The sequence below is a fragment of the Vibrio casei genome (genome assembly GCF_002218025.2).
Lineage (GTDB): Bacteria > Pseudomonadota > Gammaproteobacteria > Enterobacterales > Vibrionaceae > Vibrio > Vibrio casei.
In genome coordinates this window covers 2,047,655-2,063,076 of the sequence record NZ_AP018680.1, presented here as the reverse complement: position 1 = coordinate 2,063,076, position 15,422 = coordinate 2,047,655, and the positions used below count along the sequence as shown (strand labels likewise).

The window sequence follows — 15,422 nt, the reverse complement described above, 5'->3', positions numbered from 1 at the left end:
TCTTTCAGGTTATGACAGCTTTAAATCTTAAGCGAATATATTTTACGGCCTAAGGTAAAAGGGTCTTTAAGCGATAAAGTATCTCAAGCGCTTCCCGTGGACTCATATCATCAGGATTTATTTTCATTAATGCCTGCTCAACTTCGCTGCTTTCAGGTATTAAACTAAGCTGTTGCTCTGCAATAACGGCGATTGAAGAGGCAGTTGTTTTCGAGTGGGTTGCTTTTTGATATCCGAGCGCTTCCAGTTGTTGTAATTTTATTTTTGCTTGCTGAATAACGGATTTAGGTACTCCCGCTAAACTTGCTACCGCTAAACCGTAGGATTTACTTGCGGCACCTTCTTGTACTGCATGCATAAAGGCAATAGTGTCGCCGTGTTCAATGGCATCTAAATGTACATTAGCAAGATTGACTACTTGGCTCGGTAATTCGGTTAGTTCAAAGTAATGAGTGGCGAATAATGTCATTGCTTTTATTTTCGTCGCTAACCAGTGAGCACTTGCCCAAGCCAGTGATAAGCCATCATAAGTGCTAGTACCACGGCCAATTTCATCCATTAAGACTAGGCTATTTTTGGTCGCATTATGCAGAATGTTGGCAGTTTCGGTCATTTCTACCATAAAAGTAGATCGGCCTGACGCCAAATCATCTTGTGCGCCAATTCGAGTGAAAATTCGATCTATAGAGCCAATGGTGGCTGATTCTGCGGGTACATAACTGCCAATATGTGCCAATAGAGCGATCAACGCCGTTTGACGCATATAGGTTGATTTACCCCCCATATTAGGGCCAGTAATGATTAACATTTGGCGTTGTTGATTTAAATCGATCGGATTGGCAATAAAGGGAACATCGAGTACTTGTTCCACCACTGGGTGGCGGCCTGCTTTAATGGATAGTTCTGGTTTTGTCGTAAGGCTTGGGCGACAGTAATTGAGACTATCGGCGCGTTCTGCTAGGTTTTGTAAAACATCTAATTGAGAGAGAGCAGAAGCCAAATTCTGCATGCTTTCTAAATGAGGCATTAACAAATCAAACAATTCTTCCCATAAGCGTTTTTCTAACGCGAGTGACTTGGATTTGGAGTTGAGTACTTTATCTTCGTGTTCTTTAAGTTCAGGGATAATGTAACGCTCGGCATTTTTGAGCGTTTGGCGGCGAATGTAATGTGGCGGTACTAAGTGACTCTGCCCTCGGCTGACTTGAATAAAAAATCCATGTACGTTGTTATAACCAACTTTTAAGCTATCAATTCCATGACGATCTCGCTCATCGGCTTCCATTTTTTCTAAATATTCAGTTGCGCCATTGGCAAGTTTACGCAGCTCATCCAATTCACAGTTATAGCCATCTGCCAATACACCACCGTCACGGATGACGACGGGAGGGTTTTCTTTGATGGACTTTTCTAATAGTTCACAAATACTGTCCATTGGTTTGGTGTAATCGGCCAGTTTTTGTAAATAATCGTGTTTAAAACTGTGGGTAATATCGGCTAATTCTGGTAATTGTTGCATCGCATTACGTAAGCGTGCCAAATCACGAGGGCGAGCGGAGCGTAGGGCAAGCCGTGCCAAAATTCGTTCAATATCGCCAATACTTTTTAAGGTAGGATGAAGTTCTGCAAAGTAAGCCTCATCTTTGATTTCAGAGATCGCATCTAAACGTTGGTTGAGCGCTTTGTTATTACGCATTGGTTGATGTAACCAACGCTTGAACATTCGGCTCCCCATCGGTGTGGCCGTTTTATCGAGAACTTCGGCTAATGTGCTGTCGGTACCGCCCGCTAAATTTTGCGTAATCTCTAGATTACGGCGAGTCGCGGCATCTAAAATGACAGAATCATCTTGGCGGTCGAATGTTAGTGAGCGGATGTGCGGTAAGGCGGTACGTTGCGTATCTTTCACATATTGAATCAAACACCCTGCGGCACACAAACCTAGATCAGCGTTCTCAACACCAAAGCCAATTAAATCTTTGGTACCAAATTGCATATTGAGTTGCTGTTTGGCGGTATCGAGTTCAAATTCCCAAATCGGGCGACGACGCTGGCCTTTGATTTTTTCTAATAGTCGTAGGTTGATTAAATCTTCAGGGTACAGTAATTCTTTAGGGGAGGTGCGTTGCAGTTCGGCTTGCATTGCTTCTTCGGTTTCTGGTTCGCACAACTGAAACCGCCCTGAAGTCATATCCAAAGTGGCATAACCAAATTTCTCACCATTCTGGTAAATTGCCGCCACTAGGTTATCAACCCGTTCAGGCAGCAAAGCTTCATCGGTTACGGTACCGGGTGTTACGATTCTAACGACTTTACGTTCAACGGGGCCTTTGCTGGTCGCGGGATCTCCGACTTGTTCACAAATGGCAACCGACTCACCTAATTGTACGAGCTTAGCTAAATAACCTTCGACAGCATGATAAGGAACACCTGCCATCGGAATTGGTTCACCAGCGGAAGCTCCACGTTTGGTTAGAGAAATATCTAATAGCTGAGAAGCGCGCTTGGCATCGGTATAAAACAATTCATAAAAATCGCCCATACGGTAAAACAGCAAAATATCTGGATTTTCCGCTTTTAAACGTAAATATTGCTGCATCATTGGAGTATGAGTTTCTGTTTTGGCCACGCTTATCACCCAAGTTATTTCTAATTAATGAGACATGATATTTTTCATGTCGGTAGAAAGCAATGGAAAGAGAGGGGGAAGAGGATAAAAATGGCTTATTGTGCCGATTAAATGTAATTGCATTCAGTCAGCACAGTAAGCCAATAGTAAACACTATTTTATAAGCATCACTAATAAAACGTTAAGCGGTTGTGGCCTCAGGTCTACGAGCATTTAAAGTCATAATAATGACGACTAATGCTAAGCAGACTAGACGATAAATATCATCACTAAATAGAATGCCAAGTGCGAGAATCAATAATAACGCTCTCTCGATAGAATTGAGTTTTTTTATTAATCGACCTTCAATTCCGCCCGCAAACGCAAAGATCAAACCAAGCGTGGTAATGATCCCTATAAAGAAATGCGATATTTCTCCATCAAGCCAAATTAAGCCAGAAAAGGCCATCATTGCAGGGATAATGAAGAAACCTTGAGCAAGCTTAAAGGCTTGAATTGCCGATTTCATTGGGGATGCACCAGCAATACCAGCTCCAGCAAATGCGGCCAAAGCAATAGGGGGGGTGACATTTGAGGTTTGGGATAGCCAGAACACAATCATATGTGCGGTTAATAAACCTAACCCGAAATCATTGAGCGCAGGAACGGCCATGACGGAAAGAACAATATAGGCGGCAGTGACGGGGAGACCCATGCCTAAAATGACCGCTGCAATGGCGATTAATCCGAGTGCAGACCATAAGTAACCACCGGATAAGGCAATTAAGAATTGTGTGAATTGAAGTCCAATTCCGGTTTGACCGACTACACCAACGACGATACCTGCTGTCGCACAAGCCACAGAAATAGGTACCGCTGAAGTTGCACCTTCTTTCATGCCTTGTAAGAACACAGGAAAAGTAATTCGGCTATGTTTACGCATCATCGCGGCCACCAATATGGCTACACAACCAGCAATGCCGACTAAAACAGGGGAATAACTCATTAAAAGCAGGGTCGTAATAAACACCAATGGCACTAAGAAATGCCAACCATTCTTCATTACAACGCCTATTTTTTCGGTCACGCTCATACCTTGTAACCCAAGTTTACATGCCATTAAATGTACATAAAGTAAGGTACTAGCAAAGTAGAGGATGGCTGGTGCAATTGAAACTAATAATATGTCGCTATAAGGAATGCCGGTAAATTGCGCCATGACAAATGCCCCTGCCCCCATGACTGGCGGCATAATTTGTCCACCGGTTGAGGCGGCCGCTTCGATGCCTGCTGCTTGCTCGGGTTTATAGCCTAATTTCTTCATCATTGGAATAGTCAGAGCGCCAGTTGTTACTGTGTTAGCAATGGCGGAACCAGAGATAGAACCTAATGCAGCCGAGGCTAAAACACTGGCTTTAGCTGGGCCACCTCGGTATTTACCTGCCACCGCAAAGGCTGCGTCAATGAAGAACTGTCCAGCGCCAGTAACTTGCAAAAATGCGCCAAATAAAACAAACATAAACACAACGCCAGCGGCGATAGCCAATGGCGCTCCAAATACGCCATTGGTTGAAAAAATATGAAAACGTATCACTTCTTCTAAAGAAAAACCTTTACTGGCAACGCCTGCTGGTAGTACATCACCAAAGAAGGCGTAGGCCAAGAATAAGCCCGCAATGAACACCATCACAAAACCTACGGTTCGGCGAGTCGCCTCTAAAAGAGCAACGATCAATACAACGCCAGCCATTTGATCGATAGGTTGTAATCCATCAAGCAAAAAACTGATATCGTCATAGTCAAAAATTGTAATTTGATAAGTGGCCCAACAAGTCGCAACAATGAGAACAATATCAAGTAAGCGGCATAATAGATAAAGACTGGCTGATCTTCCTACCGGCTTTATCAAGGGGTAAAGTAAAAACGCAATAGAAAGAATCCATGCCAAATGAATAGGGCGAAATACAGGAGCAGATAAAGTCGGTTGCAATCCTTGCCATACTTGAAACACAGATAACCCAACGGCAAAAATAGTAGCAACGAAAACAATAGAATCAGTCATTAATTGACTAAAAGGCTTGGGTTTTGTCATTTCAACTCCATATGAAAAAAACCAAAAACAGGCAAGAAATAAGCCATGAACAGAATTATTCATGACTTTAAAGGTACAAGAAACGTTATTTTTTCATTTGTTCATCTAGGTACTTTTGTGAACCAGGATGAAGCCCCATACCTGACAATTTATTCATATTTTCAAGCGTGGTGAACTTAGTTACTCCAACCACTTGACGAATTTTTGCCATATGATCAAACGCTACTTTCGTCATTTCATAAGCCATATGTTCATTCATGTTTTTATTCACAACTAAAACGTTCCAAACGGCAGGAGTGGTAAAAGCGGGTACATTTTTATAGGTTTCCGCTGGTGCTTTTAAAGATTGGTAAGAGGGATTTGCTTTAATGATTTTAGCCATATCATCGGCACTAAAAGAAAGAATGCGAATTTTACGTGTTAACGCAAGCTCTGTGATTGCACCAACGCCTAGGCTGCCGACGATCACACCGGCATCAATTTGCCCATTTGCTAATGCGTTCGTGGTTGCGGTGTAGTTAAGTGATTGAGATTCAATATCACTTTCCTTAACGCCTAATGTATTGAGGATGTTGACTGCGCTGACGCGAGTACCCGATCCCGGCGCTCCTAAAGAGATGCGTTTGCCTTTTAAGTCTGCGACAGAATGAATGTCTGAATCGGCGGGCACCATAAACTGAACCGCATTAGGGTAAAGTGCGAAAAGAACGGCGACATCCATTTTGCGAGGAAAAGGTTTCGTACCTTCATTGGCTTGTAGTACAACATTCCCTTGTGCGATGCCTACTAACTGTTTATTCGTGGCGACTTTGATGGTGTTCTCAACCGATGCAGCGGTCACTTCAGCACGCATATCAAAATCATCAATATTCTCACTCCAGATTTTGGCTAGAATCCCCCCCAATGGGTAATATGTTCCACTTTGGCTTCCTGTGCCGATGGTATAACTAGCGGCGAAGGCCGGGATAGAAATCGCCAGAGACAGTGCGACCAAGGTTTGTTTAGCAAATTTTTTCATTATGATAACGTCCTTATTGGTATAGAAAGCTGATGACTATAAAAGCGCTATTGCTATAAAATCAAAGCATGTTAAGTTCACTGACCAGTATAGAAGCAATCACTCTTTATAGGATTTGTTAATTTTCATGGGTGTGATTTTGAACAATGCATTCATTGTAAAAGTTAAGTAGTGTCACAAAAAGGAGTGTTTAAAACAGTTCAATTCATGCGGGAATACAGTAAGGAATATTTATGAACTTGTCAGAATTGCATATTTTGAGCAAAAGAGTTGGAATAAAGCTTAAACAACAATCTCATATTTTAGTGACCGCTGAATCTTGTACAGGAGGGGGAGTGGCTTCTGCTATTACTGATGCTGCAGGGAGCTCAATGTGGTTTGATCGTAGTTTTGTGACCTACAGCAATGAAGCTAAAATAGAAATGCTTGATGTGAAAGAATCGTCATTGCAAGAATATGGCGCGGTGAGTGAAGAAGTGGTTAATGAAATGGTGCAAGGGGCATTGCTTCATTCAAGAGGAACTTATGCTATTTCAGTGAGTGGGATTGCAGGCCCAAGTGGTGGTTCTGAAGAAAAACCTATTGGAACAGTCTGTTTTGGTTGGGCAAGCAAGCAAGGTTTACGAGAGGTTGAAACCGTGCGTTTTAGTGGTGACCGAGCTGAAGTTCGCTTACAGGCGTGTTGGCATGTACTTTCTAGGCTCGAAGAGCAATTGGATATTGCTGAATAAAATATCGATACAAATAAAAAATCACACACAGGTATGGACACTGTACAAACAAACAGTATAATAAAGACATCTTAATCAGAAATAGTTTAACGCATCCGATAGGTGGAATGATAATGGACGAGAACAAACAAAAGGCTCTAGCGGCGGCACTTGGCCAAATCGAAAAACAATTTGGTAAAGGCTCAATCATGAAATTGGGTGATAACCGCACTATGGATGTAGAAACTATTTCTACAGGCTCTCTTGCTTTGGATATCGCATTGGGTGCGGGTGGTTTGCCTATGGGACGTATCGTTGAAGTGTACGGACCTGAAAGTTCAGGCAAAACAACACTAACATTAGAATTGATCGCAGCTGCACAACGTGTTGGTAAAACCTGTGCTTTTATTGATGCAGAGCATGCGCTAGACCCTATCTACGCTCAGAAACTTGGCGTAAACATTAATGATCTTCTTGTTTCTCAGCCGGATACCGGTGAGCAAGCGCTTGAAATTTGTGATGCACTGGCACGTTCAGGGGCTATTGATGTTTTGGTTATTGACTCAGTGGCGGCATTGACACCGAAAGCTGAAATTGAAGGTGAAATGGGTGACAGTCACATGGGGCTTCAAGCTCGTATGCTTTCTCAAGCCATGCGTAAATTAACGGGTAATCTAAAACAGTCTAACTGTATGGCAATCTTCATTAACCAAATTCGTATGAAAATTGGTGTTATGTTTGGTTCGCCAGAAACCACGACAGGTGGTAATGCACTTAAATTCTACGCCTCTGTTCGTTTAGACATTCGCCGTACTGGTGCCATTAAAGATGGTGATGAAGTCGTCGGTAACGAAACACGTATTAAAGTGGTTAAGAACAAGATAGCTGCGCCATTTAAACAAGCTGAAACTCAAATTCTTTATGGTAAAGGCTTTAACCGTGAAGGTGAGCTGATTGACTTAGGTGTTAAAAATAAGCTTGTTGAAAAAGCAGGCGCTTGGTACAGCTACCAAGGTGATAAAATTGGTCAAGGTAAAGCAAATTCTTGTAATTATCTGCGTGAACACCCAGCTATTGCTCTAGAGATTGACACTAAATTACGTGAAATGCTTCTATCTCCAGTGGTTATTGAAGAAGAAAAAGTGGTCGAAGCTGAAGCTGGTGAAGAGCTTTAATCATCTAGAAAAATAGAGTTGATCAATATAAAATTGACTAATTAGCCCTGCCTAGCGCGGGGCTTTTTTATACCTTTCTTACTTGAAGTTAGGTATCTCAGCCCATTTAAAAGTTTACGTGGTGAATGGATATGTTCCGTAAAAAAATGACATTGTCGGCTAGAGAGGTCGCCGTGCAGCTATTGAGCCGACGCGATCATGGTGAATTTGAATTACAACAAAAACTTAAATTAAAAGAATTTGAAGAAGAAGACATAAAACAAGCACTAGAGTACTGCATTGGCAATGGTTGGATGGATGATTTGCGATACGCCAAAAGTCAAATACGGCAGCATGTTTATAAAGGGCATGGTAAGCGAAGAATTCAACAAGAATTAACCATGAAACAAGTCGCCGATAATGTCATTGAACAAGCCTTTGATGAAGAACCTCAAGATTGGTACGAACTGGCTAAAGAGACCGCTGAAAAAAAGTTTAAAGGCCAAAAAGCATTCGATCAAAAATCGTACGCTAAGCAGGTTCGATTTTTACAGTACCGAGGTTTTAGCTTCGAGCAGATTCGTTATGCTTTATCGAGTGCTGAGCAAACGGATTGATTCAAGTTAGCGTCAATAACCAAGGTGGTAACTTGTTTTACTAAATACCCGTCATCCTTTACAATAGCACAAAATTATATCTTAAATATTTCTGGAAGCATTGCATGTTTATGAGCACTGACGAGGTACGCCGCGCGTTCCTTTCGTTCTTTGAAAGCAAAGGACACCAAATTGTAGAAAGTTCGTCATTAGTTCCTGCTAATGATCCAACTCTGTTGTTTACCAACGCTGGTATGAATCAGTTTAAAGATTGTTTCTTGGGCGCGGAAAAACGCAATTATACGAGAGCCACAACGTCTCAGCGTTGTGTTCGTGCCGGTGGTAAACATAACGATTTAGAAAACGTTGGTTTTACTGCCCGCCATCATACTTTCTTTGAAATGCTTGGTAACTTTAGTTTTGGTGACTACTTCAAACATGATGCGATTGCTTATGCGTGGGAATTCTTAACTGAAGTACTGCAACTTCCGAAAGAAAAATTATTGGTTACTGTTTACGAAACCGATGATGAAGCGTTTGAGATTTGGAACAAAGAAATTGGCATTCCAGCTGATCGTATCGTACGTATTGGTGATAAGAAAGGTGGTAAAGCTTACGAGTCAGATAACTTCTGGCAAATGGGTGATACTGGGCCTTGTGGTCCTTGCACGGAAATTTTTTATGATCATGGTGAACATATTTGGGGAGGACGCCCAGGTACACCTGAAGAAGACGGTGATCGTTTTATCGAGATCTGGAACAACGTATTCATGCAATTTAACCGTCAGGCTGACGGCACAATGGAACCACTTCCTAAGCCTTCTGTTGATACTGGCATGGGGATTGAACGTATTTCTGCAATCATGCAAGGCGTACACTCCAACTATGAAATTGATGTTTTCCAAACATTAATTAAAGCCGCGGCAGAAGTGATCGGGACCGAAGACCTTAATAATCAATCATTACGTGTTGTGGCAGACCACATTCGTTCATGTTCATTTTTGATTGTTGATGGGGTGATGCCTTCCAATGAAGGTCGTGGATATGTCTTGCGTCGTATTATTCGTCGAGCGGTTCGTCATGGTAATAAACTTGGTGCTCAAGGTACCTTCTTCTACAAACTAGTCGGTCAATTGGCCGAAGTAATGGGAACTGCTGGCGAAGAGCTCAAAAAACAGCAGCCTGTGGTTGAAAAAGTATTGCGTATTGAAGAAGAAAACTTTGCCCGAACTCTTGATCGTGGCATGGCAATCTTAAATGAAGCGATCGATGCAATGGACTCACAGCAAGGTGAGAAAGTGCTTGATGGTGAAACAGTATTTAAACTCTACGATACTTATGGTTTTCCAGCAGATTTAACCAATGATGTCGCTCGTGAACGTGGTGTTACCATCGATGAAGATGGCTTTGAAAAAGCGATGGAAGCTCAGCGTCAACGTGCTCGTGAAGCGGGGCAATTTGGTACCGATTACAACAAAGCAATCAAGACAGATGCTGATACTGAGTTCTGTGGCTACGCAGGTGTAACAGCAGAAAGTACGATTGTTGATATCTTTGTTGAAGCTGATGCTGTCGATAGTATTAGCGCTGGCACTGAGGCAATCCTCATCCTAGAAGAAACACCATTTTATGCTGAATCAGGCGGTCAGTGTGGTGATGCCGGTGTATTAAAAACTGAATCAGGATTATTTGAAGTAAAAGATACTCAAAAATTAGGTAATGCTATTGCTCACCACGGTAAGCTTGTTGAAGGTGTGATGGCAAAAGGTGACAAAGTGTCTGCGCAAGTGGATGTTGAACGCCGCACTGCTATTACCCTTAATCACTCGGCTACGCACTTGCTTCATGCAGCGTTACGTAAAGTTTTAGGTGAGCATGTTACTCAGAAAGGCTCTCTTGTACGTGCTGAAAATTTACGTTTTGACTTTTCTCATTTAGAAGCAGTTACAGAAAAAGAGCTGCGAGAAGTGGAGCGTTTAGTGAATCAACAGGTTCGTCGTAATCACCAAGTTGAAACGAATGTGATGGACATTGAGTCGGCAAAACAGAAAGGCGCAATGGCATTATTCGGTGAAAAATACGATGATGAAGTGCGTGTTTTATCGATGGGGGATTTCTCTACTGAACTATGTGGTGGTATTCACGCTTCTCATACAGGGGATATTGGTTTATTTAAAATTACATCCGAGGGTGGTATTGCTGCGGGAATTCGCCGAATTGAAGCTGTAACAGGCGAGGCCGCATTGGATGTTCTTGAAGCGCAACAGGCTCAATACGAACAAAAAATGGCAGATACGCTTGCAAAAGCTAAGCAGCTTGAAAAAGAAATACAGCAGTTGAAAGATAAGTTAGCCTCTCAAGCTGGTGCAAGCTTAATCAACCAAGTTAAAGATATTTCAGGAACTAAGGTTCTTGTGAGTCAATTGGATGGAGCAGACAGTAAAGCACTCCGTGGTATGGTTGATGAGCTTAAAAATCAGATTGGCAGTGGTGTGATTTTATTAGGTAATGTGGCCGATGATAAAGTTGCTCTAATTGCGGGAGTAACCAAAGATTTAACCAATAAAGTGAAAGCTGGTGAATTGGTTAACTTTGTCGCCCAACAAGTCGGTGGTAAAGGGGGAGGTCGACCTGATATGGCGCAAGCAGGTGGTACGGATTTTTCTGCACTTCCAGCGGCATTAATTTCTGCTGAAGCTTGGATAACAGAAAAGCTGTAAATTGGTTTTTGGCTTGTAAAATAAGCCTCAACCCACAAATTACATATTAAAAAGCCTCCAATGGTTAAGTTAGCCAAGTTGGAGGCTTTTTTGTATTGAAAGTAAACTCTGTGACTTAGTGACATAAACTGAAACGTTACCACGGTAGATTAACGAGTGAAGTCAGCATATACTAGATAGCTGAAAATGATGGATAAAAAGCGAGTAGACAGTGCTTATTGGCTATGGGTACTATTCATTGGTTTTATAAATGGATTTTTTGTATTTCATGCGATTAATCTATCGGTTAAGAGTTGACTCAAATTGATGGATAAGCAATAAATACCCAATGATCGAAAATATGCATTTTTATTGATAAGTTTATTTACCCAAAATAAGACTTTTAATAGATAATACACGTTATTGAAATAAAAATAGAGATTACTCAAGGAGCATAGAATGCTAATTTTGACTCGCCGAGTTGGTGAAACTTTAATGATTGGTGATGAAGTTACTGTCACTGTTCTTGGTGTTAAAGGCAACCAAGTGCGAATTGGTGTAAATGCACCGAAAGAAGTATCGGTTCATCGTGAAGAAATATACATGCGTATTCAAGCTGAAAAAGGAAATGGTAGTGCCCCAACAGGTAACTTCTAATTCTGATATAGTTTGAAACTAGGTCAGCGTTTGCTGGCCTTTGCTTTATAGTAAGTTGGCATTTGGGTTATAAGTCACTATTTTACTAGTACGTTAATATTTTAGTCATAAGTTACTTAAGTATATGTGGTTCAAATTATTGATTTGACGTTTTTAAATTCAATATACGAATTATGAATACGTAGGCATATATCAATATAAATAGGTGAAATAGGTCATATTTCAGCTAAGTTGATTGAATACTGTTCTGTTGAACGGTTTTTGCTGATTTTTCCCAAGAAAATGTTTGACATATTTTGGGTAAAAAGTAATATGTGCCTCCGCAAGACGGTGAGGTGGCCGAGAGGCCGAAGGCGCTCCCCTGCTAAGGGAGTATACGGTTTGTAGCCGTATCGAGGGTTCGAATCCCTCCCTCACCGCCATTCTTGCTTTTTTCTTAAACGCTTTATTTGCACCAAAGCTATACGTTAAGAAAGCCCTAGAAATAGGGAAATCAGAAACGATGCGCGCGTAGCTCAGCTGGATAGAGTACCTGGCTACGAACCAGGCGGTCGGAGGTTCGAATCCTCCCGCGCGCACCATTCTGATGATTTAAATGTGGTGAGGTGGCCGAGAGGCCGAAGGCGCTCCCCTGCTAAGGGAGTATACGGTTTGTAGCCGTATCGAGGGTTCGAATCCCTCCTTCACCGCCATTAAATTGGTTTCGACCAGTTTGATATTGAAATAAATGTTTTTATTTTATGTAGTTAACAAACATGAAGTTAAAGCAACGATGCGCGCGTAGCTCAGCTGGATAGAGTACCTGGCTACGAACCAGGCGGTCGGAGGTTCGAATCCTCCCGCGCGCACCATTATTTCAAAACTAATTGGGTAGCATCAATTAGAGAAGTTAGGTTAACATTACAAAATACGATGCGCGCGTAGCTCAGCTGGATAGAGTACCTGGCTACGAACCAGGCGGTCGGAGGTTCGAATCCTCCCGCGCGCACCATTTGTAAGTTTAGTTACTAACTATAAATTTTAAAACAAGCAATACGTTTGAAAAGATTATCAGTGCGCGCGTAGCTCAGCTGGATAGAGTACCTGGCTACGAACCAGGCGGTCGGAGGTTCGAATCCTCCCGCGCGCACCATATTTAAAATGTTGGTTAAGTTATACAATACGAAAGTGTTCTTTTAATCATGACGAACAGACAACTAAAAAAGAATTAGTGCGCGCGTAGCTCAGCTGGATAGAGTACCTGGCTACGAACCAGGCGGTCGGAGGTTCGAATCCTCCCGCGCGCACCATGTTTTGAAGCCCTGCACATTTGTGTAGGGCTTTTTTGCTATTTCACCATTAGACATGGATTATTGCGTTGCAAGATGATTCATTAATATATTCATTTTGTGAAAATGTTAATGGTCAATGAGATACGGTTAAATTAGACTGAAACGATTCATCGCCTGTCAGATATTTTTAAGGACAACAATATATGCCTTCAAATGCACAAATCGTTATTTCACAATTCGGTGGCCCAGAGCAGCTTAATATCCTTACAACGGATATCCCTCAGCCACAGTCAGGGGAAGTTTTGGTAAAAGTGGCTTATTCAGGTGTTAATCCTATAGATGTGAAAACTCGTGCTGGTATTGGTTGGGCGGCTGAACACAATAAAAATAACTTACCGTGGACTTTGGGATATGACATTTCAGGTGTGGTAATAAAGCAAGGGATCGGAAGCAAAAAGTTTAATTTAAATGATACCGTATCAGGCTTTATTGGCTTTCCATTGCGTGGTGGTGGTTATAGCCAATACGTGTGCGTTCCCGAAACTGAACTCGCCTTAGTACCTGACGATATCTCACTAAAAGATGCCGCAGCTATTCCATTAGCCGGTCAAACTGCCGCACAAGCACTTGAAAAAGCCCAAATTCAATCCGGTGAAACCGTTTTGATTTTAGCTGGAGCCGGTGGCGTTGGTCATATTGCTGTTCAAATTGCAGCTGCAGCCAAAACCAAAGTTTACGCAACGTGTAGTGACGAAAACCGCTCTTATCTGGAGTCTTTAGGGGCTACGGCTATTGATTATAGAAAAGAGAATAGCCTTAAATTCTTATCTAATGTCGATGTATTAATTGATTTAATCGGCGGTGATATTGCGATTGAAGCGATGGACTGCTTACATCCTGGTAGCCGATTGATCACTGTTCCTACGATTACTTCTTCTATGGTGTGTTCACATGCGGCAGAATTAGGCATTATTGGTATGGGGATGTTAGTTGAACCAGATACGACTCAGCTTGAAGAGTTACTGAGTTTGATTAGCGGTGTTTGTCAAACTAGTTGTCGCGATCACTACGTTATGCACTCTCAGCCTTGACACTATTTTGTTCAGGGTTTAAGTACACTTCTTTTGGTAAATCCCAATTACGGATATTACCGCTCCAGCGCTCAGGGTGAGCATCTTTAGCACCTTGATAAACTTCTTTTCTATTAGCCAATATGTCACCCGCTAATCCTGAATGCCTTTGATGTGGGCTGACGTATTTGATGCCACTATGTTTGTGGTTAAAATTATACCAGTGGCTAAATTTCAACACCCAACTACGCGCCTCATCAATTGTTGAAAACCCTTTATACGGATAGTCAGGGCGATATTTACACGTTTTAAATATCGACTCAGCATAAGCATTATCATTGCTCACCCTAGGACGATTAAAAGACGACACGACACCTAAACTATAAAGTGTTTCAAGCATTGATGAGCCTTTCATTGGGCTTCCATTATCCGAATGCAGTACCAGAGGATTATCTTTAACTCCTTCTTTTAAATGAGCTTTCTTAATTAATATTGATGCATTTTCTGCTGATTCGTCATCATGAATTTCCCATCCAACAATCTTTCGACTAAATATATCGAGTATCAAATATAAATAAAAATGCAGCCCTTTAGCGGGGCCTGGTAACCAAGTAATATCCCAACACCACACTTGGTTTGGCCCTGTAGCACAGTGTGTCGTCGGTACTTTTCTCTCTTTTATCTGACTACGTCCGCGAGCGTTTTGCTGTTTTTCTTCATGAAGAACACGATAATATGTTGATTCAGAAGCAAGATAAATACCCTCATCTGCTAATGTAGGGACGATTTGGCTTGGTGGTAAGCTCTTAAAATCATCGCTATTAACGATGGCTAATATGTTATCTCTCTCTGCTTTTGATAGCTTATTTTTTGGCTCAGGGCGCTGAGATATTGGTCTACCATCTGTTTTTATGTTCCCGTCAACAGTCCAACGTTGATACGTCCGGACACTGATCCCAAGTTCACGGCAAGCTTTAAACTTTGGCGCACCAGAACTCACAGCTTCATTAACTAGTTTAACTGCTTGAATGCGAGCTGAGTCGAGGATCATTCGTCCTCGGCTTCCCCCCAGATCGCATTTGCTTTTTTTCTTAACACCAATAGTGCTGCGGTTTCAGCGAGTGCCTTATCTTTTCGACGTAGCTCCTTTTCTAATTGATTGATCTGTTTTTTATCTTTCTTTGTTTCGGTGGAGAAGGCTTTTTCTTGCTCTTTAACGTTAGCGTTTGCATCTATACACGCATTTCGCCAAGCCGATACTTGTTCCACATAAAGACCTTTGCCTCGACAATATTCCGCTAACTCAGCTTGATTTAAAGAGGCTGTTTCCAACACGACTGAGAATTTATTTGCTGATGACCACTGCTCAGCATTCTTTCCATCACCTGGCACTAAATGCCCCTTATCAATTGCTTGTTTTCGCCAATTATACAAGGTTGATTCACCAATCCCCATCTCGATTGATAATTGGGCTATTGCTATATTATTTGGAGGCATCATCTTCTGAAGAGCCGACTCTTTGCTTTGCGCTGAATAATGTTTCATTG

Annotated in this window: 10 protein-coding genes and 7 tRNA genes; 13 read left to right on the top strand and 4 right to left on the bottom strand. The window is 41.9% G+C overall.

What is annotated here, in order from left to right; all coding sequences use genetic code 11:
• Positions 1–49: 49 nt before the first annotated feature.
• From mutS to VCASEI_RS09705, 3 genes are all read right to left on the bottom strand, one after another.
• Complete coding sequence (gene mutS, locus VCASEI_RS09715; protein WP_086959534.1) at positions 50–2,602, bottom strand: DNA mismatch repair protein MutS; 2,553 nt, start codon at positions 2,600–2,602, stop codon at positions 50–52.
• A 208-nt stretch (positions 2,603–2,810) separates the two neighbouring features.
• Entirely contained in the window at positions 2,811–4,700 is a 1,890-nt protein-coding gene (locus VCASEI_RS09710) for a TRAP transporter permease (protein ID WP_089111245.1), read from the bottom strand.
• 85 nt (positions 4,701–4,785) lie between these two features.
• Positions 4,786–5,718: a TAXI family TRAP transporter solute-binding subunit gene (locus VCASEI_RS09705; protein ID WP_086959516.1), complete on the bottom strand. Its 933-nt coding sequence runs from the start codon at positions 5,716–5,718 to the stop codon at positions 4,786–4,788.
• Between the two features lie 239 nt (positions 5,719–5,957).
• On the opposite strand from VCASEI_RS09705, the gene pncC reads away from it, so the two are divergent.
• The 13 genes from pncC to VCASEI_RS09640 all read left to right on the top strand — a co-directional run bounded on the left by pncC (position 5,958) and on the right by VCASEI_RS09640 (position 13,896).
• Positions 5,958–6,449 (top strand): nicotinamide-nucleotide amidase, encoded by a 492-nt coding sequence (gene pncC, locus VCASEI_RS09700; RefSeq protein ID WP_086959536.1) that lies wholly within the window; start codon positions 5,958–5,960, stop codon positions 6,447–6,449.
• 113 nt (positions 6,450–6,562) lie between these two features.
• On the top strand, positions 6,563–7,603 hold the full coding sequence (gene recA, locus VCASEI_RS09695; RefSeq protein ID WP_086959518.1) for a recombinase RecA: 1,041 nt from the start codon (positions 6,563–6,565) through the stop codon (positions 7,601–7,603).
• Between the two features lie 131 nt (positions 7,604–7,734).
• Positions 7,735–8,199, top strand: a complete 465-nt coding sequence (gene recX / locus VCASEI_RS09690; protein WP_086959538.1) for a recombination regulator RecX — start codon at positions 7,735–7,737, stop codon at positions 8,197–8,199.
• 104 nt (positions 8,200–8,303) lie between these two features.
• Complete coding sequence (gene alaS / locus VCASEI_RS09685) at positions 8,304–10,898, top strand: alanine--tRNA ligase (protein WP_086959520.1); 2,595 nt, start codon at positions 8,304–8,306, stop codon at positions 10,896–10,898.
• 438 nt (positions 10,899–11,336) lie between these two features.
• Positions 11,337–11,534, top strand: a complete 198-nt coding sequence (csrA, locus tag VCASEI_RS09680; protein WP_086959522.1) for a carbon storage regulator CsrA — start codon at positions 11,337–11,339, stop codon at positions 11,532–11,534.
• 329 nt (positions 11,535–11,863) lie between these two features.
• A tRNA-Ser gene (locus VCASEI_RS09675) sits at positions 11,864–11,956 on the top strand.
• 82 nt (positions 11,957–12,038) lie between these two features.
• Positions 12,039–12,115, top strand: a tRNA-Arg gene (locus tag VCASEI_RS09670).
• Positions 12,116–12,133: 18 nt separating this feature from the next.
• A tRNA-Ser gene (locus VCASEI_RS09665) sits at positions 12,134–12,226 on the top strand.
• Between the two features lie 82 nt (positions 12,227–12,308).
• A tRNA-Arg gene (locus tag VCASEI_RS09660) sits at positions 12,309–12,385 on the top strand.
• Between the two features lie 63 nt (positions 12,386–12,448).
• Positions 12,449–12,525, top strand: a tRNA-Arg gene (locus VCASEI_RS09655).
• Positions 12,526–12,589: 64 nt separating this feature from the next.
• Positions 12,590–12,666: transfer RNA gene (locus VCASEI_RS09650), tRNA-Arg, on the top strand.
• Between the two features lie 80 nt (positions 12,667–12,746).
• A tRNA-Arg gene (locus VCASEI_RS09645) sits at positions 12,747–12,823 on the top strand.
• Positions 12,824–13,008: 185 nt separating this feature from the next.
• Positions 13,009–13,896: an NADP-dependent oxidoreductase gene (locus tag VCASEI_RS09640; protein WP_089111246.1), complete on the top strand. Its 888-nt coding sequence runs from the start codon at positions 13,009–13,011 to the stop codon at positions 13,894–13,896.
• On the opposite strand, the gene VCASEI_RS09635 is transcribed toward VCASEI_RS09640, so the two are convergent.
• Positions 13,877–15,420, bottom strand: a protein-coding gene (locus VCASEI_RS09635) for an IS3 family transposase (protein WP_110957763.1) whose coding sequence is annotated in 2 segments (ribosomal slippage) — positions 13,877–14,955 and positions 14,955–15,420 — 1,545 coding nt in all. Because the reading frame shifts where the segments join, the coding sequence is not laid out codon by codon here. The two genes, VCASEI_RS09640 and VCASEI_RS09635, sit on opposite strands and share 20 nt — an antisense overlap.
• Between the last annotated feature and the right edge of the window lie 2 nt (positions 15,421–15,422).